Origin of the sequence: Streptomyces phaeochromogenes (assembly GCF_001418655.1) — a bacterium.
Taxonomy (GTDB): Bacteria; Actinomycetota; Actinomycetes; order Streptomycetales; family Streptomycetaceae; genus Streptomyces; species Streptomyces phaeochromogenes.
In genome coordinates, this window is sequence record NZ_LIQZ01000003.1 from 105641 (window position 1) to 126919 (window position 21279).

Below are 21279 nucleotides of genomic sequence, written 5' to 3' on the forward strand. Positions count from 1 at the left end.
TCTCAGAACTCGCTGTCGATTCCTGTCACGACCGCCTGCCCCAGCGGGGCGTCGTCCTCGGAGAATCCGCTGGCGCGCAGAGCCTTCGACACCAGCCCTACCGCCTCGCTCTCGGCGCTGGAGCGGTCCGCCGCCTCGACCTCGATCCTGGCCGAGAACATGCCGCCCTCCTCGACGGTCAGCAGGCTCAGTTCCTCGCTCTCACCCAGGTCCGTGTTCTGCGGATCACGAGGCCGGAGCCTGTCCTCGATGTCGGAGCGCGCGGCGTCGGAGACGCTGCTGACGAACGTGCCGGGAACGGTGATGACGTACGTGGTCACTGGAACTCCTTACGAGGATGCCCGGTCCGTCGGGGGCATCACGAGCGGGACGGGCAGACGGCATGGCGCGTGCGCCCGACTCGTGTGTGGTGCTCCCGACTCCCATGCACTCCACGTTCCCCGCCTTCGGCCGGGAATGCGAACACATCATGCGCCCGGACAGTGGTTCGATACGGAACCCCGTTTGAGTATGCGTACTCATGAAACGAGACACAGGCTCCGGCAGGCTCCCCAATGAACGAAAGTACGAGGTCAAGGGCCTTCGCCTCGCCACCTGCCCGGCCCACCGCTGTATCGGTTCACTTCACCCACGCACGAACGAACGGACCCATGAAGACTGCATCGCTGTTTGACGTACTGCTGGACGCAGCCCGCCAGGCCCCTGATCAGGTCGTCGTACATGTCCGTGGGGACGGCAGCGAACTGGCGGTCACGTTCCGGGAGTTGCTCGACGAGTCCCTGCGCGTCGCGGGTGGCTATCGCGGTGCGGGCGTCGAGCCCGGCACCTGCGTGCCGCTGCTCGCGGACCGCAGTGAGGACTTCCAGCCGATGTTCTGGGGCGCGCTCGCCGCCGGTCTGGTGCCGGTGCCGCTCGCGCCCGACGCGCGGCGGGTCGCCCCGGTGTGGGAGCACCTCGGCCGTCCGCCCGTCGTGGTGGACGCGGCCTGTGCGGGGGTGGCCGCCGAACTGCCCGACGGCGTACGGGTGTTGCGTCTGGAGACGCTGCGCGAGTGCGCCGAACCGGTGTCGCCCGTCATGCCGCGCCCGGACGATCTGGCCTTCCTGCAGTTCTCCTCCGGAAGCACCGGATCACCCAAGGGGGTTGAGCTGACGCACGCGGCCGTCCTGGCGAATCTGGGGCAGATGGCCGCCGCTTCCGGGCTCAACGAGCAGGACGTCGTGGTCAGTTGGATGCCCTACTTCCACGACATGGGTCTCATCGGCACCCATCTGGCACCGCTGGCCGTGCGGGCCAAGCAGGTGAAGATCGGTCCTCTGTCGTTCGCGAAGTCACCGCGCCTGTGGTTCGACGTGGCCGCCGCGCACCGGGGCACGGTGTTGTCGGCCGCCAATTTCGCGCTCGCCCTGACCGTCCGCCGCGTCCCCGACGAGGTACTCGCCGCTGTGGACCTGAGCGCGGTACGGCTGATGCTGGTAGGCGCCGAACCGATCTCGGCGACGGTGTGGCGGGACTTCGCGGCCAAGATGCGGCCGACCGGACTGGACCCCCGGGCGGCCACGCCCGTCTACGGTCTCGCCGAGTCGACGCTGGCCGTCACCTTCCCGCCCCTCGGCGAAGTGGCGGCACCCGTGGCACTGGACCGGGCCGCTCTCAGTCGGGGCAGGGCAGTGGAGCAGGCGCCCGGCGGCGACGCCGTGGAAGTGATGGACGTCGGCGTACCGGTGCCCGGCTGCGCAGTGCGGATCACCGACGACCTCGGCCGTCCGCTGGGTGACCGGCGCGTGGGTCACATCGAGGTCGGCGGCCCGCAGATCGCGCGCGGCTACCACCGCCTTCCCGAGCCGACCGCACAGACCTTCGCGGACGGCTGGCTGCGCACCGGGGACCTCGGCTTCCTGCGGGACGGCCGACTGTGTGTCAGTGGCCGCCACAAGGATGTCCTCTTCCTCAACGGCCGTACCTTCCACGCCCCGGACATGGAGGAAGTGGCCGCCGCGACACCCGGGCTGCCTGCCGGCATCACGGCCGTGGTCGGCTCGACCGACCCGGTGACCGGAAGCGAGCGCGTGGTGGTCTTCGTGTCCTGGAGCCGGCCGCCGCGCACCGCGACGGAGGTACTGGACCAGGTCGCGCGGCGGGTTCGTAGGGCACTGGGCCACGACGACGTGCACGTCCTCGCTCTCCCACCGTCCGCCTTCCCCCGCACCACGAGCGGCAAGCTGCAGCGGCAGCGGATGCGGGCCCGCTTCGAGGCGGGCTCGTACCGGCCCGCGGCCTCGTCCGGCCCGCTGCCCATGCCGATGGCTCCCTCGCCTCGCGTCCCGGCCTCCCACTCGGCTGTGGTCCCGTCCGCCGCCTCGACCTCGGCTCCGGCCCCGTCAGGCGCGGAGGCACGCGGGCCACGGCAACCTGACGACGTACGGCGCTCGACGCCACCGCGTTCGCGCGCCGACGTGCGGCAGCTGGTGCGCGACGTATGGGCGCGCGTACTCGCACGACCGGAGGCGTCCTTCACGGACCGGGACCGGTTCACCGATCTGGGCGGCACCTCACTCAAGGCGATGGAAGTGCTCGCCGAGCTGGAGCACGCCCTCGATGCCACGCTCGCCCCGTCCGTGATGCGCAACGACACCGTCAGCGCACTGACCGACCATCTGCTGGCCGCAGTTGACGACACGGCGGACCGGCGGTCGTACGCCGCCGATGGGCAGGTGTCGGTGCCCGCCCGAGCCGGCACACCCGGGACGGCGATCGTCGCGATGGCCTGCCGGTTCCCCGGCGCGAACACGCCGGAGGAGTTCTGGGACCTGCTGGCCACCGGGCGGGACGCCGTCACCACAGTGCCGCCGGGACGCTGGGACGGCACGCCCTCGGTGCAGGCGGGCGAGCAGATGTCGCCCGACTCCGGCGGACGCTGGGGGGCCTTCCTCGACGAACCGGCCGCCTTCGACGCCGGGCACTTCGGCATCGGCGAAGAGGAGGCCCGCACACTCGACCCGCAGGCACGGATCTTCCTCGAACTCGCCCACGAGGCACTGGAACGGGCGGGCTACGCCGGAACCCGCCGCCGCGGCCTGCGCGTTGGCGTGTTCGCCGCCGTCGGAGACAGCGGCTACCGGCAGATCCTCGCCGAGGCGGCCCCGGCCGGTACGCCACCGGCGGCCACGGCCCTGACCGGGAACCTGCCCAACCTGGTCGCCGCCCGTGTCGCGCACTGCCTCGACCTCGACGGGCCGGCGCTCGCCGTGGACACCGCGTGCTCCTCGGCTCTGGTGGCGCTGCACCTGGCCCGGCGCAGCCTCGCGGACGGCGAGTGCGACATCGCCGTGGTCGGCGGCGTCAACCTCCACCTCACGCCCGACGGCTACCAGGCACTGGAGTCGGCCCAGGCGCTGTCACCGACCGGCCGCAGCCGCGCCTTCAGCACCGCGGCCGACGGGTTCGTACCCGGTGAGGGCGGAGCTGCCCTCGTCCTGCGGCCACTTGAGGAAGCGCGCCGCGTCAACGACGAGATCCTGGCCGTCGTACGCGGCACCGCCGTCAACAACGACGGCACCTCCCTGAGCCTGATGGCACCCAATCCGCTGCGACAGCACGAGGTGATCGGCCGGGCGTACGAGGTCTGCGGCGTCGATCCCCGGTCGGTGACGTACGTCGAGGCCCACGGGACGGGTACGGCCGTCGGCGACCCCATCGAACTGCGGTCCCTGGCACAGGCTTTCCCTGCCCTTCAGGACGGGCGTCCGCGGCTGCTCGGTTCGGTGAAGACGAACGTCGGGCACCTGCTCAACTCGGCCGCCCTGCCCTCGCTGGTCAAGGTGGTGCTGGCTCTCGGGCAGGGTCGGCTGCCGGCCTCTCTGCACCACACGTCGCCCTCCCCCGCGGTAGAACGGTCCGGGTTCGCCCTGGTCACCGAACTGACCGACTGGGAGTCGCACGGTCCGCGCAGGGCGGGCGTCAACGCCTTCGGCTTCGGCGGCACGAACGCGCACGCGGTCCTGGAGCAGGCACCGCCGACCCCGGATTCCGCCCCCGCACCGCGCGCGGCGGCAGGCGGTCCCCACCTGCTGACCCTCTCCGCGCGCGGTGCGGACGGTCTGGCCGCCTTGACGTCCCGTCTCGCGGACCATCTGCGCGACCACCCGGAACTCGACGAGGGCGATGTCTGTCTGACGGCGGCCACTGCACGCGACGAGGGACCGCACCGCCTCGCCGTCGTGGCCGACGGAGACCTCCGGGAACGGCTCGCCGAGGCGACGGCAGCGGGTGACGGCCGAGCGCCGGGAGTCGTCACCGGGACGGTGGCGAACCGGCCGCGGACCGTCTTCGTCTTCCCCGGCCAGGGCGCGCTGCGGCCGGGCCAGGGCCGTGCGTTGTACGCGACGGCACCGGTGTACCGCGACACGCTCGACGAGGCGTCGGCCCGCGCCGGCGCCCTGCACGGACGGCAGTTGACGTCCTGGTGCGTGGACGCCGAGGTCGATGCGCGAGCGCAGGCCGCCACCGAGGTGGCGCAGCCGCTGCTGGTCGCCCACGGGGTGGCCCTCGCCCGGCAGTTGATGGCCTGGGGCGTACGGCCCGACGCGCTCGTCGGACACAGCGTCGGCGAGCTGACGGCCGCCTGTGTCGGCGGGGCTCTGTCGCTTGCCGACGCGGTGGGGTTCGCGGCGGAACGCGGGCGGCTCATGGGCACGTTGACCGCACCGGGCGCGATGCTGGCCGTACGGGGAGCCGACGAACAGGACGTGGCGGCCCTGGTGGCCGCAGCACCGGGCGAGCTCGCGGTGGCCGCGTACAACGGTCCCGGCCGGCTGGTGATCTCCGGCAGCCCCGACGCGGTCGAGCGGGCGGCGGAGAAGCTCGCCGGGCTGGGAGCGGCGGTGCGCCCGCTGCGGGTGTCGCACGCCTTTCACTCACCGTTGATGGAGCCGGTCGCGCAGGCCCTGGCCGACGCGGCACGCGGTCTCGACGCCACGGCTGCCGACGACCTGCCCGTGATGAGCACGCTCACCGCCGAGTGGCAGCCGCGCATGGACCCGGACCATCTGCGCGAACACGCCCTGCGGCCGGTGCTGTTCGGCCGGGTCGTGGCACGGCTGCTCGACGAGGGCTACGACACGTTCGTCGAACTCGGGCCTGACGAGAACCTCGCGGGCCCGATCCGCGCGGCGGCGGCCCATCACCGGGCCGACGGCACGGACGGCAGTCCTGTGCTCGCCGTGTCCGCGCCCGGGAAGCCTGATCGTTCCAGCGGCGCCACGGACGGTACCCCGGGCGGGGCGCGGGAGTTGCTGGCGACGGTGGGCCGCCTATGGGCGCGGGGCGTGACGCTGGACCGTACGGCGCTCGACGCGGGCCGTCGGCGGGTGCCACTGCCGCCCTACCCCTATCAGCGGCGCCGGTACTGGCCCGCTGCTTCGGCGCACGGACTCCTGCACCGCGTCACGTGGCAGGCGGCGCCCCTGGCCGACGGCGCTCCCGCCGGACCCGTACTCGTGACGGGCGTGGACGCGACGGCGGTGCGCGAGCTCGCGTCACAGCTAGCGGGGCGGGGCGTGGCGGCGACCACGGACGCCGGAGTCGCTTCGGCGCAGACGGTGATCCTGCTCGCCGGGCCGGCCGAGCACGGCACGGTCGCCGAGTTCGAGCGGATGCAGCGCGGGTGGGTGACTGCGTTCCGGGAGGCGCTTGCGCTGTTCGACCGGACCGGGGCTCGCCGTCTGCTCGTCGTGACCGAGAACGTGCACGTCACCGGACACGGCTCCGAGCGACCGGACCCGGCGCAGGCCGTGCTGGGCGCGCTCGCTCTCGCCGTGCCCGAGGAGTTTCCCGGAGCAGTGGCGAACTGGGTCGACCTCGCGTCCCTCGACGACACCGGGGAACGGCTCCGGGCCGTCCTCACCGAGGCTGCGGCACCGCAGGCGGCCGGGGTGGTCGCCTGGCGGGACGGGCGGCGGCTGGTACGGACCGTCGTCCCGCAACCGGCCGAGACGCCCCTCGGCCGGGAGCGGCTGCCCGCCGACGGCACCTTCCTGATCACGGGCGGCTGCGGGGGCATCGGTTCCGCTCTGGCCCGGGACCTCGCCGGCCGGGGCCGGCCGGTGGTCATCCTCACGGGCCGCTCCCCGCAGCCGCCCGAGGGCCTGATGGAGGAACTCGCGGCGCTCGGCGCCGACGCCCGCTACCACCAGGCCGATCTCGCGGCCCAGGACGATGTCGACAAACTCGTCGCCGAACTGCCCCCGCTGGACGGCGTCTTCCACGCGGCCGGAGTAGTGAGCCCCGGAAGCCTGCGCTCAACGGACGTACAGGAAGCGGTGGATGCGCTTCGGGCGAAGACGCTCGGCACGAGGCTGCTGGCGGAAGCACTGCACCGGCACGGTCAGCGTCCCGGGGTGTGTGTCGCGTTCTCCTCCGTGTCCTCGGTGCTGCCCGGACTCGCCGGTGCGCTCGGGGTCTACGCGGCGGCGAACGCCTTCCTCGACTCCTTCGCCGCCGCCGAGCGGCGGGCCGGACGACCGTGGCTGTCTGTGAACCTCGGGCCGTTCGCCGAGACGGGACTCGCCTCGTCGTTCGCCTCCTCGCTGCGCGCCGGCCCCGTTGCGCGCGCCGGAAGCATCCCGCTGGCGACCGCGCCCGCGCTGGCCGCGCTGCGTTCGGCGTGCGACATGGACGAGGCACAACTGGTACTCGCCGATCTGACGTCCGTGCGGGGGCCGGTCCTTGCCGACTCGCCGGGGCGGCCTGCGGCAATACCGCCGCAGCGAGCCGCTTCGCTGGCGGCACGTCGGCCCTCCGCCGCGGACGGGCCGACGTCCGTCCCCGTCTCCGGCTCCGCCCCCGTGCTCCGGGAGCTGCTCGCGCAGTCGCTGGGCGTACCGGTGTCGGCCGTCGACGACGACGCCCCGTTCCTGTCGGTCGGGCTGGACTCGCTGGGCGCCGTCGACCTCGTCAAGCGGCTGGAGCGCAGGACTGGACGGCCATGGCCCACCACGCTCTTCTTCGAGTACCGGACCGTGCGCGAGCTGGCCGCCCACCTCGACGCGCAGACCGCGGCGGAACCCGGCGCCGAGGCTGGTGCTGATGCCGCCGAGTCGGGGCGGGACGCTCACCGCGCCCCACTACCGCCCGCGACGCACGACGGCACGCCCTTCGCCCTCACCCCCGTACAACTGGCCCTGTACACCAGCAGCCGGCTGCACCCGGACGTCCCGGCCCGTGGCCATCTGCGCCTGACGATCCGCGGCCCGCTGGACACCCACGTCCTCGGCCGGGCGTTGACAGCTCTGGCCGAGCGGCACGGCATGCTGCGGCTGCGTATCGACGGCGCGGGTGCCTCGCCGATGCAACGGCCGGCGCCGACGACGGCTCTGCGGACGTGGTACGAGGTCTGCGAGAGGTCTGCCCGGAGCGTGGCGGATGTCGAATCTGCCCTGTGCAACCGGCCTTTCGACCTGGCCGTCGAACCGCCGGTGCGGGCCGTCGTACTCCGTCAGGAACCGAACCTCGCGCACCTGCTGCTGGTGGTCCATCACGCGGCGGCGGACGGGTACAGCCTCAACGTCCTGGCCGAGGACCTGTGGGCCCTCTACACCTCACTCTGGCGCGGAGAACATCCCCAACTGGCCCCGCCGTCACTGGACTTCGCGACGTACGCGGCAGCGCACGTCCACTCCTCCGGTTCCAACAGCCCGGAAGACACGCGGCGTTACTGGGCCGAGCGTCTGGCCGGGCGGTGCGAACCGCTGCGGCTGCCGTACGACGGCGATCCCGACGCACCCCCGTCGGGCCCGCTCGTGCAGCACCACGGCGTACTCGACGCGGCCCTCACGGCCGGCTTGGAACGGTTGGCCGCCGCGCATGACGTATCGCTGTTCCACCTGTTGCTCGCCGCTTACGTACGCTGCCTGGTGCGGTGGACGGGCCGCCGGGACATCGCCGTGAACGTGGCCCGGGCCCGGCGCGAGGACCGGTTCGACGGGGTGGACCGGCTCGTCGGTCCGCTCGCCGACACGCTTCCGCTGCTGTGCGAGGCGGACCCGGAGGAGCCGCTCGTGGCATTGGCGGCGCGGCTGCGCGAGGCATGGCTGGAGAGCGAGCGACACGCCGGTCTGAGCAGCCTTGACCTGGCCGGGCTGTTGTCCGCCGACGGTGGCCCCCGCACGGCGAGTCCGGCGGGCTTCAGTTTCGCCCGCTTCCCGGCCCGCCTGGCGGCCGACTGCCCGGTGGAGGTACAGGCGACCGCGGCCGGCACCGGCTCGGCCGCGACCCGGCTGAGCCTGCTGTGCTGGGCGGACGGCCCGGTGCTGCGTATGTCGTGGAACTTCCCGCTGCCGCTCTTCGAGCGGGGGACGGTGGCGCGTCTGGACCGGGAGTACCGCGAGGAACTGGCCGCGCTGTGCGCCGTTCCCGCACCGCCTTCACATACGGCTGCGCCTGTTGCGGACCTCTCCCCCACTTCCCTCGGGGCTTCCGTACCGCTCACCGGATCGGAAGGCGGCCCGAGCCTGGCCGCCCGGCTGGTCGACCGGTTCCGTGCCACGCCCAAGGCAACGGCGGTCGATGACGGAACGACGACACTCACCTACGCGGACCTCGACCACGCATCGGCTCTGCTCGCCACGCGCCTGCGTGCCCTCGGCGTGCGTCCGGGCGACCTGGTCGGACTCCTCACCGAGCCTGGCCCGGAGACCGTGATCGGTGTGGTGGGCATCCTGCGGGCCGGTGCCGGCTGGGTTCCGCTCGACGCGGGCCACCCCACGGCACGGCTGGCGGATCAACTGGCCCGCACGGGTGCCACCGTCGTGGTGTGCCATGCGTCCACATCGTCAACTGCCGCCGCCCTTCATGGAGTTCAAGCCCTGGCCGTCGACGACCTGCCAACCGCTCCGGCCTCGACGAATGAGGACTCCGTACCGGTGGCGGAGGCCGAGGCGATCGCGTACGTCATCTTCACCTCCGGATCCACCGGACGACCCAAGGCGGTACCCATCACCCACCGGGCGATGGAGAACTACCTCGACTGGGCAGTCGCCACCTTCGGCTACGGCCCCCAGGACCGCCTGGCCCAGACGGCGTCTCCCTGCTTCGACGCCTCCGTACGCCAGTTGCTCGCGCCCCTCCTGGTCGGCGCCACCGTGGTGACCGTGCCGCAGGACCTGCGGCGGGACCCCGAACTGCTGCTCGCGTACGTGGAGCGGGCGCGAATCACCGTATGGAGCTCCGTGCCGACGCTGTGGGAACAACTGCTGTCCGCCGCCGAGGAGCAGGTTCGACACGGGGCGGGCCGACCGGACCTGTCGGCGCTGCGATGGGTGCACGTCGGAGGCGAGGCGCTGCCCGCCCCGCACGTACGCCGGTGGTTCGACCTGTTCGGAACCGGCACGCGGATCGCCAACCTGTACGGGCCCACTGAGGCGACCATCAACGCCACCTGCCATGTCATCGACGTCCGCCCCGACGACGACGTACAACTCTTGCCGATCGGGCGGCCCGTCGCCGGTACCGACCTGGAGGTGGTCGGCCCCGACGGCACGCCGTGCGGGCCGGGCGAGTTCGGCGAACTCCTCATCGCGGGTGTCGGGTTGACACCCGGTTACCTGGGCGAGCCGGACCTGACGGCCCACGCCTTCGCCGTACGCGACGGTCGCCGGTGGTATCGCAGCGGGGACCGGGTACGGCGTGATGAGGGCGGCACGCTGGAGTTCCTGGGCCGAGTCGACGACCAGGTGAAGATCCGTGGGAACCGGGTGGAACCGGGAGAGGTCGAGGCGGCGCTCCAGACGCACCCCGGCATCGCACGGGCCGCCGTGACCGCGTACGAAGGGCGGCTGCTGGCGTTCGTGACCGTCCGGCCCGGTTCCGGCCGACCGGACACCCGCGACGTGCGCGGGCACCTGTCGGACATCGTGCCGCCGTACATGATCCCGGCGCGCATCACGGTCGTCGACGCGCTCCCGCTGACCGGTACCGGCAAGGTCGACCGGCGCGCGCTGTCCGACCGGGCAACGGCCCCGGTGGACCGTGCGGGCAAGGCATCGAGTGCACCGCCGATGACCGCCGACCGTGGCACTCCCCCGGCGACACCGACCGAACGACGGCTGGCGACGATCTGGTCCGAACTGCTGGAGGCCGACCCGATCTGTCGGGAGGACGACTTCTTCGACCTCGGCGGCGACTCGATGCTCGTCCTCCAGGTGTTCGCCCGGCTCGCGGAGCAGGAAGGGCCGCTGCCCAGGCCGACCGCGATCTACCGGCACCGCACTCTCGCGGCGCTCGCCACGGCGGTGGACACGGCTGCCGGGCAAGCGTGTGGGACGGGGACGGCCGCGGGCTCTCGCCCGACGGGAGAGGACCACGCTTCCCCCTTCCCCCTCACGCCGGGCCAGCGCGGATTCCTCCTCGCCGAGGAGCTCTCACCGGGCGGCGGTGCCTGGCTGGCGCGGCTGCGGTTGTCCGGCCCACTGGACCAGGAGGTCTTCCAGGCCGCGGTGGACCTGCTGGTGGAACGCCACGCGATGCTGCGCACCGTCTTCCCCTACGGCGCCCGTCCGCCCGTCCAGCAGGAACTGCCGCGCTCACTGCGGCTGCCGGTCGCCTTCGAGACGCTCCGCGACCGCGGTGACGTGGACGAGCGGGCCGCCGCCGAGGCCGGTCGCCGCTTCGAGCCGTGGACCTGGCCCCTGCTGCGACTCCGCGTGCTCACCCTGGCTCCGCACGAGCACGTCCTCCTCGTACACGCGCACCACCTCATCGGCGACGGGTACAGCGCCGCCCTGCTCATGCAGGAACTGACGGACGCGTACGACCTGCTGACCGCCGACCGCACAGCCGAACTGTCCACACCTCGCGCCACCTTCCGCGACCACTGCCTGCTGCTGGCCGAGCCAGGCGCCGAACACGAAGCGGAAGCCGGAGCCGAAGCGGGGGCCGGCTCAGCGCCGGACGCCGCGGAACGTCGAGCCCGGCTGAGTGCCCCGTACCGGCCCCCGGTGCTGCTCGCACCCGACGACGGCAGCAGCAGTACCGCGAGTGACTCCCCCACGTTCCACTCGGCGGAGTTCGTGCTCGACGCGACCCGTACGGCAGCGCTGCGCGCGCTCGCGGCAGAAGTCGGGGCAACCCTGTACGCGCCCCTACTGACCGCCTACTACGAGCAGTTGGCGGAGACGACCGGTCAGGCGGACCTGATCCTGGGGCTGGCGGTGAGCGGGCGGGACCGTCCGCTGCCGGACGTACACCGGATCTTCGGCCCGTTCGCCGCGGCCGTACCGGTGCGGCCGGGCGCCGCGGCGGGCCGGGAGTCAGCCCAAGGACACTTCGGCGACGCCCTGCGCCGGATCGTCGCCGAGGCCGAGGAGGCACGGACCCACGACGACGTCCTGCCGCGCCACGCCAACGGGCTGCCGGTGACGTCGCAGTTCTTCTTCACCTTCCTGGACTTCTCCGCGCTGGCAGCGCCCAACGGCGGCACGCTGACGGTGTCGTGGGAGGACGCGGACAGCGCGTTCGCACCGCCGTCGACGGCGACGGACGTGTTCATGGCGGTGCGGCCGGACGGGGACGGGCTGCGCGTGACGCTCCGCGGATCCGCGAGGGCCTTCTCGCCACCCGCGCTCGACGGCTTCGCGCACTCGATCCGCGCCCGGCTGACGCGGGCATCAAGCCCTGAGCCCGCGGTTCGACGGCAGGGGCCTCGGGAGACGATGGACGCGGCGCTGGTCGGCTACCTGCCCGCCCCCGACCATCTGGCGCGGCTGGCGGGCCTGCCCGACGGGGCGCTGCCACGCGCCGAGTTGCGCACGATGCTGTTCCCCGACGGCGCGCCGCGCCTCCTGGAGACGGTGGAGACGCCGCTGGGCCGATCGGGCTTCGTCTGCGTGCCGCTCTTCGCCGACGAACTCGGCCGGGATCCCGGTCTCGTCCGGTATGCCGGCCGCGCGGTGTCGCTGGCTTCGTCGCTCGGCGCGCGCTGCGTCTCGCTGGCGGGGATGATCCCGTCGCTGACCGGTTACGGATTCGACGTGCTGCCCTCCGTCGAGGGGGCGGCGGCCGTGACGACAGGCCACGCGGCAACCGTTGTGTCGGTGGTCAAGACGGTCCAGGCGGCCCTTGACGCCACCGGTCAGAAGCTCGCGGACCTCGATGTCGCGTTCGTGGGGCTGGGTTCGATCGGCTCCTCCTCGCTGGAACTGCTCCTCGCAGGGGCCACCCGTCCACCACGGCGGCTCATCCTGTGCGACGTACGCGGCAGCGGACCGCGACTGACGGAACTGGCCCGGAACCTGCGTGAGCGAGGGCTGGCCGACGAGGTCGAGGTGGTGGAGTCCCGGCAGGCACTGCCGGAGGCGGTGTACGGGGCGGATCTGCTGGTGACGGCGATCAGCGGCAGCGCCGCGGTCCTGGACGTGGACCGGCTGAGGCCCGGCACCACGGTGATCGACGACTCGTTCCCGCACTGCTTCGACACCGCCCGAGCACTCGCCCGGATGCGGGAACGGCAGGACGTACTGGTCCTGGGCGGCGGCCTGCTCCACATCGGCCGCACCCACCGTGAACCCGCCGAGGGACTTCCCGCCGCAGCAGCCGCCGGCTACCTCGCGCAGCCCTGGATCGAGGACACCCTCGCCTCGTGCCGTACGGAGTCCCTGCTCCGAGCCGCGTTGCCCGAACTGCCGCTGGTGCACGGCTTGGTGGACCAGGAGACGGCTCACGCCTACGCCCGGGCGGTGGACCGGGCCGGGGTGACGGCGGCGCCGCTCCACCTGCTCGGGCACGTCGTCGGCGCCGACATGGCGGCTCGTGTGCCAGGGAAACGCTGACCGGCACGGGGCGGTGGACACCGCTCCGCGACGGCCCTCGGTTCCCGTACGGGCCGGTCGAGTGGCCGCTCCCGTACGCGCTGGTCAAACGGCCGGGCCCGCCAGAGCGGAAAGCTCTCGCGGGCCCGTGCCGAGGAGCGCCTCGGTGGTGTTCTGCTGCTCAGAGACGGCCGCCGCTGAGGCGGGAGAGCGGTCCACGCCGACGCAGACCGGCACGGCGGCCCAGCGTGTAGGAGCAGAGGACCACGGTGGCGGTGCCCGCTCCGGCGGCGACCGCCAGGACCTTCCTGGCCTTCAGGAGGGTCCATGCCATGCCGGCCTTCCCGATCGTCTGCTGGGCGGCCGAGGAGACGGTGCCCTGCACTGTCCTGGCCGCTTCCCTGGCCTTCTCCGACGCCGCACCGCCGAGACTCACCACGGCTTCCTTGCTGCCGCGTCCCACGGCGGTGGCCGCTTCTCCGGCGCTCTCCGCCGCCTGGGCGGCAGCCCGCTGCGACTCCTTCGCCGGCGCCGCGGCGCCTTCGGTCACGGTCTTCTTCGCCGCTCGTGCGCTCGCGGTCGGCGACTGTCCGTTCGTCGTCTTGTCACTTGCTCCAGCCATGCGCGTCGGGTATCCAGCCCCACGGTCGGCAAACAGCAACCCTCGGCGGTCATCAGAACGGCATGGTCGCCCTCCCCACGATCACCAGGTGACGGGAAGTCGCGAAACGCTGCAGACCCGGCTTCCGCCGGTCCAGGTGAGTTCCTGGGCGCTGCCCGCGAGCGCGAGGCCGGGGAATTCGCGGATCAACGATCCGATGGCGACTTGCAGTTCGACGCGCGCGAGGTTGGCGCCCAGACAGAAGTGCGGACCGTGTCCGAAGGTGATGTGCTTGTTGTCGGCACGCCGGACGTCGAACGTGTCCGGGGCGGGGAAGTGCTGGGGATCGAAGTTCGCGGCCACGACCGGGGCGAGAACGCCCTGTCCTTGGCTGACAGTTCCCCCTGACGGCAGCGACACGGTTTCGGTGGCAACCCGCAACAGTCCTCCGTGGCCGGGGACCTCCATGCGGAGGATCTCCTCGACGGCGACGTTCAGGAGCGCTGGATCGTCGCGGATCACGGCGAGTTGGTCCGGGTGCCGCAGGAGCGTGAGGATGCCGCGGCCGATGACGTTGCCGGTGGTCTCGTGTCCCGCGATGATCAGCCCTCGAACCATGCGGGCCAGCTCGACTTCGTTGAGCCGGTCGTCCGTGTCGTGGGCGCTGATGAGGGCGTCGAGCAGATCCTCACCCGGGGCCCGGCGGCGCGCGGCGATCAGGTCGTCGACGTACGCGGCGAACTCCGCGCCGGCTTTGGCACGTTCCGGTGCGTCGGCGGTGCTCGTGGACAGGAACAGGTCCGACCAGCCGCGGAAGTGAGGGCTGTCCTGCGCCGGGACGCCGAGCAGCGCGCAGATGATGTCGATCGGCAGTGGAAACGCGAAGGCCGTCATCAGGTCTGTCGGGCGTGAGCCGCCACGCATCTTGGCGAGGTGCTCGTCCGCGACGGTCTGAATGCGTGGGCGCCAGCTCTCGGCCCGCCGAGGGGTGAAGGCCGCCTGAACGATGCGCCGCAGCCGCGTGTGTTCGGGCGGATCCATGTTGACCAGCGCGTTCGGATCGTCGGAGAAGTCGGCGGCAGCCAGCATGCGCGGCGCGCCCTCGTAGCGCAGATTGCGGCTGAAACGCAGGTCTCCGAGAACCGCACGCACGTCGTCGTACGTCGTCGCCAGGAGCGCTTCGTCCCCGCTGGGCAGGACCACGGGGGCCAGCGGGCACGCACTCCGCCTGCTGCTGTAGTCCCGCGGCGGGCCGCCGTGAGGCCCCGGCGGGAAGGGAAACGTCGTCCCGTCATGGGGTAACTCGTAGTCCGGCACCCTTGAACTCCTCTCTCGACAGCGCTCGATCCGACGCTACTGACGGATCGTCAATTACCTTCGAGAGTCCTCAGGTTCACGGAGATCGTCAAGGCTGGGGCGGCTGACGCCGGCAGGGGCCGGTCAGGCCCGCTCCGGCTGTGCGAACGCGTCCGCTCCTCCTTCCACCCACACACGCACATGGGAGGGGCGTTCGGCATCCATGTGCACAGTGTTCGCGGCCACGGCGGTGCGGCGGGCTGCGGCCTCCGGTTCGCCGGTGTTCGTGTTGACGTCGAAGCGGGGGAAGTTGCTGGAGGAGATGTCGAGCCGGATGCGGTGGCCGGCGGCGAAGCGGTTTGCCGTGTCGGGGGCGGTGACCTCGATCTCGTACACCTCGCCAGGAGTGAGCAGCTCCGGCTTCTCGTAGGAGCGGTGGAAGCGGCAGCGGACGATGCCGTCGGTGAGGTTCATGGCGAAGCCGTGCGGATAGTCGGGGTTGGGCGGGTGGACGTCGATCAGCTTGATGGTGAAGTCGGTGTCCCGAGCGGTGGTGGAGATGTGGAGCCGGGCCGAGACCGGGCCGGCCAGCACCACGTCCCGCTGGAGCGGTGGTGTGGTCAGGCTGATCACGTCCGGGCGGGAGTCCAGCGGCAGGTACGGCTCACGCGCGCCGTACACCCGGGCGTCCGGGGCGTTCTGGTCGTACGCCCCGCCGGTCATCACCGGCTCGCCCGAGGTGACCTGGCCTCCCATGGTGGGTACCGGGTGGTGCGGGTCGAAGTCGTAGGTCACCGACGCGGTGGCCGTGGTGGGCGGGTCGAGGGTGAGGGCGCCTTCGGTGGTGAGGTAGAGGGCGACGGGGGCCGTCGACGTCGGCGGCCACCGGGTGTCGGTGCGCCATGCGCCGCCGTGCCGCATCCGCCCTGCCGCATCCCGTCGGCCGTCACCGCCGCCCATCAGGAAGTACTGGACAGCGGGAAGGTCTCCGCGCTCCGCACTCCCCTCGTCCTCCCGGCCCAGCGCGCGGTCGAACCAGCGGCGGCGGAATTCCAGGTACGACGGGGCGAGGTTGCCGTCCAGTGTCGCCCGCGGACCGAAGTCCACTTCTCCGGCGTGCGTCTCGCAGCGGTGCCCGTGCGTCCAGGGGCCCATGACCAGGTAGGAGGGCGCCGCCTTCAGTTCCCGCAGGGCGGTGAAGTTCTCGATGGTGGAGCGGACGTAGGGGTCGTACCAGCTGCCCATGTGCAGGCTCGGCGCGTCCGGGAATCGCCCGTAGAAGCCCCGCCCGTAGAGCGCCGGGGTGCGGTAGTAGTCCCCGAAGGTGTCCTGCCGCCACTGCTCAAGCAGGAAGTCCTCGTACGCCGACAGGTGCCGCAGCGGCGTGCAGCCCGGCCGCCACGGCATCGCACCGAACCAGCCCGGCACGTCCACCCGCAGCAGTGCCTCGCGCAGCACCGGATCCGCCGCCGCCTCCGGGCTCTGCACCGCGTGCCGCAGTGCCCAGGTCACCTGCTTCAGCTCGAAGGCGCCGCCCATCCGCATCCCCGCGTCGTACGCACAGGAGAAGCCGCCCGAGTCCTGGAACATGGCGGCGAGCCCCCGGGCTCCTTCGGCAGCCGCAGCCGACTGGACGTGGGCCGAGTAGGAGACCCCCGTCATCACGACCCTGCCGTCGCACCACGGCTGGTTCCTGAGCCAGGCGATCGTGTCCGCGCCGTCCGGGCCCTCGCCCAGGTACTTCACGAACGTTCCCTCGGAGTCGCCGCGGCCCCGGCAGTCCTGCCGCACGACGTGGTAGCGGGCTTCGGTGAAGTGCCGGGCGATGTCCTCGGGCCGCGGGACGGGCGCGTCGCTGCGGTCCTGGTCCGAACCGCGCTGGGTGCGCCGGCCGTACGGCGTGCGCTCCAGGAGCACGGGAAGCACGGTCGCCTCCGGCTCGGGTGAGGCGGAGTACAGGTCGGCGGCGAGACGGACGCCGTCCCGCATGGGGACGTGCAGGGTGCGGCGCCACAGGGCCCCGTCCTGGAGGGGTTCGGGCGGGCAGGCGTGGGGGGTGTCGTACGAGATCACTCCGGTGACGCTAGGCAGTTGCCCACGTCATGGCGATCACTTGACGTGATGAGGTCAACTGTTCCGCAGGACGGTGACGGGACCGGACGCGGGACCTACTGTGCAGCGCAACCCGGCAAACACCCCGCGTGCCGTCGCGACGGATCGTGCGCGGCCCTGGGTCCCCGTTTCCCACACAGCGCCCGCGACGCGGTCGCGTCGTGCCCTCGTTCCACCGTCCTCACAGGAGTCCGCCATGAGCACACCCGACAGCCGCACCCAGGAGGTGCAGGCCGACGAGCCCGACGAGGGGGGCCGTGGCTCCCGCCTCCTCGACCTGGTCGAGCGTGCCGGAAACGCACTGCCGCATCCGTTCTGGCTGTTCTGGATCCTGGGCGGGGTGGTCGCCCTCGTCAGCTGGGCCCTGAACGTCTCCGGCCTGCGGGTCGAGGACCCCTCGTCGGGTGACCTGGTCGGTGTGCGCAGCGCCCTGTCGGCGGACGCCGTACGGGATCTGATCACCGGCGCCGAGGAATCCTTCGTCACCTTCGGCCCGCTCGGCACCGTGCTCATGGTGATGCTCGGCGTCGCGGTCGCCGAGCGGTCGGGGCTCTTCGAGGCGCTGGCCCGCCGCATGCTGTCGGGTCTGTCCCCGCGTGCCGTCGTGCTGGGCGTGGCCCTGGGCGGCGTACTGGGGAAGTTCCTGTCGGACTCCGCGTACGTGGTCCTCATCCCGCTCGGGGCGGTGGCCTTCCGCGCCGTGGGCCGCTCCCCCATGCTCGGCATGATCGTCGCGTTCGTCTCCATCAACGCCGCGGGTGACGCCAACCCGCTGATCGCCCCCGGTGACGCCCTGTTCGCCTCCGTCGCCACCGAGGCCGCACAGCTCGTCGACAAGGACGTGGTGGTCCGTGCGACGGACAACATGTACTTCACCACCGTCTCGGCGTTCGTGCTGGCCGGCACGATCGCCCTGGTCGTGGACAAGATCCTCGCCAAGCGCGAGCACCACCTGCTCCCCGACGCGGACCTGGAGGCCGCCGCGGCACAGCAGGTCGTCGCCGCCGAGGTCGACGACGCCACCGAGGTACGGGCTCTGCGGACGACCGGTCTTGCCGTGCTCGGCTACGCCGCGCTGATCGTGCTCGCGATGATGCCCACCTCGTCGCCGCTCCGCGGTGAGGGCGGCGCGATCGTGGAGTCCACCTTCATGAACGCCATCGCCGTCTTCCTCACCGTCTTCTTCCTGCTCATCGGCGCGGTGTACGGGCGGCTCACGGGGCGGATCAGGGGAAGCCGCGCGATACCGGAGTTCATGGCGGAGGGAGTGCGTTCCATCGCTCCGCTGCTGGTGCTCTTCTTCGCCGTGTCCCAGTTCCTCGCCCTGTTCAAGTGGACCAACATCGCCACCGTCGTCGCGGTCGAAGGCGCAGACTTCCTGGAGCGGTTGGGCGCGCCCACGCTGGTGCTGTTCTCCCTGCTGATCCTCACGGTCGCGCTGATGAACCTCCTCATCACCTCCGGCTCCGCCCTGTGGGCCCTGGTGGCCCCGGCACTGGTGCCGATGCTGATGCTGCTCGGCACCAGCCCGGCCACCACCATGGCCCTGTACCGCATCGCCGATTCCTGTACGAACTCCATCACCCCGATGAGCACCTCGTTCATGCTCTGTGTCGGCTATCTGCAGACCCTCCGCCGCAAGGCCGGCATCGGCACCCTGGTCTCCTTCACCCTGCCCGTCGCCGCGATCATGCTGGTGGTGTGGGTGCTGCTGTTCTTCCTCTGGTATCTGCTGGGCATCCCGCTCGGTCCGGGCGCGCCGGTGCGATGACCTCCGCCGTACGCTGACGGCGTGAGCATCGTTCTCGACCTCGGAGGGCTCGGCCCCGCGGACCTGGCGGCAGGGCCCTCCCCGCTGTCGGAACTGATGGCGGGCCTGCACGTGCTCGCCGAACCCGAGCACCATCCGGAGGCCACCGGCTGGGCGTCCGGCGCCGTCGCCTCGGCACCTGAGCTGCGCGACGAGTTGGCCACGTTCGCTCCTCTGTGGGCCCGCTTCCGCTGCCGCCTGTTCTTCCCCCGTACGTTGCCGCTCGCGGCGAGCCTCGACGAGGAACTGGCGTCGATCGCGGAACTGCGGGCCGAGGACTTCCTCGAACTGGTGGCGCCCGGAGTCCTCGGCACCAACGCGCAGACCCTGCCGCCGGTTCGCGAGTTGCGCGCCGGCACCGCCGCCGCGGAGGACTACGTACGCAGCTGCCAGCGCCGCTCCTACGCCCGGGGCGAGCTGGCACGACAGCTGGTGGCGGCACCGCTCGATCTGCGGGACCGGCTGCTGGCGGTGCTGCGGGCCGCCGACACCGCGTTCTTCGCCGAGGACTGGCGCATCCTGCGCCCGGCCCTGGAGGAGCACGCCCGGGAGGTACGTCGCCGGCTGGCGGCCCGCTCCCCAGCGGATGTGCTCACCGAACTGCTGCCGACCGCGGCCCGGGTCGGACCGGGGGAACGGGTACGGCTGGACAAGCTGCAGATCGACGAGGTCAAGGTGGCCCCGCGCCCCCTCGTCCTCGTGCCGTCCGCCCGGGTGTGGCCGCATCTGACCGTCAAGCACGAGCACCCGTCGTGCGTGGTGGTGCAGTACGCGGCGCGCGGCACCACCCCGACCGCGGACCTGACCGTACGGGATCTGCATCAGCGGCTGATGGCGCTCACCTCGCCCGCCCGGATGGAGCTGTGCCGCCATCTGCTGGGCGAGCCCATCACCACTTCGGAGCTCGCCACCCGACTCGGTTCCAGTGAACCCCAGGTCTCACGCGCCCTGCGGACTCTGCGCGACGCGGGCCTGGTGCGCTCCACCCGGGACGGCAAACTGGTCCGCCACCGGCTCGCCACGGACGTCATCCAGCGGCTGGGCCACGACGTCCTGGCAACCGTGGCGCGGTGAACCCGGTCGTCGGCTAAGGCTGCGCGGTGCCGGATGCCGGATGCCGGATGCCGGATGCCGGATGCCGGATGCCGCGAACGCACTCACAGCAGCGGGCGCGCGCAGCCTCACATCCGGGATCTCAGCACGTCGACCTCACAGCCCGGCGCGAACGCATCGAAGCCGTGCTCGACCAGCCAGCGAACCCCCAGCAGGCTTCGCAACGACCACCACGCGCGGATCACGTCGAGGTCGACGTCAGTGCCGTAGCCGGCGATGACGTCACCGACGTGCTCCTCGTGTCCGAGCGTGAGGGTGGCGAGGTCGAACAGGGCATCACCCCGGCCCGCCTCGGACCAGTCGATGATGCCCGTGACCTCGTCGCCGTCGACGAAGACGTGATCGATCTGCAGGTCGCCGTGCGTGAACGCCGGAGTCCACGACCGGAGCGCGGCCTCGGCGACCTGGCGGTTGCGGGTGACCAGGTCGGCGGGCAGGACACCGTTCGTCACGAGCAACTCGCACTCACCGTCGAGTTCCGCCGCCAACTCGTCGGGATTCCTGCGGCGCCTGCCGGTCCAGGGCGGCAACGGCGCGTCGTGCAGCTTCCGGATGGCGGCGCCCGCCGCGGCCCATGCCGCCGGGGACGCGGTCGACGGCTCGCCGAGGCGGCCGAGAGCCGTCCCCGGGACCGCGGCGATCGCGAGAACGGGCGGCCTGCGCCACAGGACCTCCGGGGTCGGGACCGGCGCCAGGGCCATCGCCTCGACCTCGACGTCGATGTGCGCCTGATCGGCGTCCACCTTCAGGAACACATCGCCGACGCGCAGGGTCGCGCGCTCGGAATGGGCGACGACGACTTTCACCTCATCCATGGGCCACCACTATCCCGGGGATGATCGTCTGCGTCGCCGGATTTATCGCGTGCGACTGTGCGGTTGACCGCGTCCTGCCACCCGGTGGCCTCGGGCACGACACCGACCGCCGACCAGGTCAAGCCCATCACCCTTCCCGGGAGGCCTAACCCGGGCCGGGATCGTCGGCGAAATGCGGCACGACCATCTCGACCAGTGCGTCGACGTCGGCATCGACCATCGGCTCGCCGGTCATGCCCATCCGGTGGAGCAGGGCACCGACGACGACGTCGATGAAGAACAGGACCCGGGCCTCCGGCTCGCCGAGCGCGTCCTGGAGCGCGATCCGGTACGGGTCCTGCAACCGCGTGGACAGGATCTCGCGCAGGACCGGGTCACTGACGGCGTCACTGAACACACCCGCGAACGCGTCCCCCACCCCGGGTTCACCGATCTTCGCCGCGGCCCAGCGGATCGACGAGGACATGAGCTCCGCTCGGCTGTCGCCCTCCAGCGGCACCGGGCCGAACGCGTCGAGGAGGCAGTCCACGATCAGCTCGCCCTTCGACGGCCAGCGCCGATAGACCGTCGACTTCGCGACGCCGGCCACCGCGGCGATGCGCTCGACGGTGGCGCGCGCGTAGCCGAGTTCACGGACCGTGCTCAGCGTCGCGGCGAACACCACGGTGTTCACGCCCGCGCGCGGGCGGCCGGGCGGTCTGGCGGATGCGGTCGAAGCCATTCCCACAC

9 protein-coding genes are annotated in these 21279 nt (G+C 72.1%); 3 read left to right on the forward strand and 6 right to left on the reverse strand.

Annotated features, from left to right (window positions below; all coding sequences use genetic code 11):
* Positions 1-2: 2 nt before the first annotated feature.
* Positions 3-320, reverse strand: coding sequence for a hypothetical protein (locus tag AOK17_RS00520; RefSeq protein WP_055610214.1), 318 nt, complete (start codon positions 318-320; stop codon positions 3-5).
* A gap of 330 nt (positions 321-650) precedes the next feature.
* Here AOK17_RS00520 and AOK17_RS00525 point away from each other — a divergent pair, with 330 nt between their 5' ends.
* On the forward strand, positions 651-12824 hold the full coding sequence (locus AOK17_RS00525) for a hybrid non-ribosomal peptide synthetase/type I polyketide synthase (protein ID WP_055610215.1): 12174 nt from the start codon (positions 651-653) through the stop codon (positions 12822-12824).
* Positions 12825-12984: 160 nt separating this feature from the next.
* Here AOK17_RS00525 and AOK17_RS00530 read toward each other — a convergent pair whose 3' ends face one another.
* From AOK17_RS00530 to AOK17_RS00540, 3 genes are all read right to left on the reverse strand, one after another.
* The gene (locus AOK17_RS00530; RefSeq protein ID WP_055610216.1) at positions 12985-13425 is read right to left on the reverse strand and encodes a hypothetical protein; all 441 of its coding nucleotides are present in this window, start codon (positions 13423-13425) and stop codon (positions 12985-12987) included.
* 81 nt (positions 13426-13506) lie between these two features.
* Complete coding sequence (locus tag AOK17_RS00535) at positions 13507-14607, reverse strand: cytochrome P450 (RefSeq protein WP_055610217.1); 1101 nt, start codon at positions 14605-14607, stop codon at positions 13507-13509.
* Between the two features lie 237 nt (positions 14608-14844).
* On the reverse strand, positions 14845-16773 hold the full coding sequence (locus AOK17_RS00540) for a CocE/NonD family hydrolase (RefSeq protein ID WP_055610218.1): 1929 nt from the start codon (positions 16771-16773) through the stop codon (positions 14845-14847).
* A gap of 235 nt (positions 16774-17008) precedes the next feature.
* Between AOK17_RS00540 and AOK17_RS00545 the strand changes: the two genes are divergently transcribed.
* Both AOK17_RS00545 and AOK17_RS00550 read left to right on the forward strand, forming a co-directional pair.
* Positions 17009-18583 carry an AbgT family transporter gene (locus AOK17_RS00545; RefSeq protein ID WP_055610219.1) on the forward strand — a complete coding sequence of 525 codons (1575 nt, stop codon included), beginning with the start codon at positions 17009-17011 and terminating at the stop codon, positions 18581-18583.
* A 21-nt stretch (positions 18584-18604) separates the two neighbouring features.
* Positions 18605-19696 carry an ArsR/SmtB family transcription factor gene (locus tag AOK17_RS00550; protein ID WP_055610220.1) on the forward strand — a complete coding sequence of 364 codons (1092 nt, stop codon included), beginning with the start codon at positions 18605-18607 and terminating at the stop codon, positions 19694-19696.
* Between the two features lie 107 nt (positions 19697-19803).
* Here AOK17_RS00550 and AOK17_RS00555 read toward each other — a convergent pair whose 3' ends face one another.
* Positions 19804-20550: an aminoglycoside phosphotransferase family protein gene (locus AOK17_RS00555; RefSeq protein WP_055610221.1), complete on the reverse strand. Its 747-nt coding sequence runs from the start codon at positions 20548-20550 to the stop codon at positions 19804-19806.
* A 145-nt stretch (positions 20551-20695) separates the two neighbouring features.
* The gene (locus AOK17_RS00560) at positions 20696-21271 is read right to left on the reverse strand and encodes a TetR/AcrR family transcriptional regulator (protein ID WP_055610222.1); all 576 of its coding nucleotides are present in this window, start codon (positions 21269-21271) and stop codon (positions 20696-20698) included.
* Positions 21272-21279: the final 8 nt, after the last annotated feature.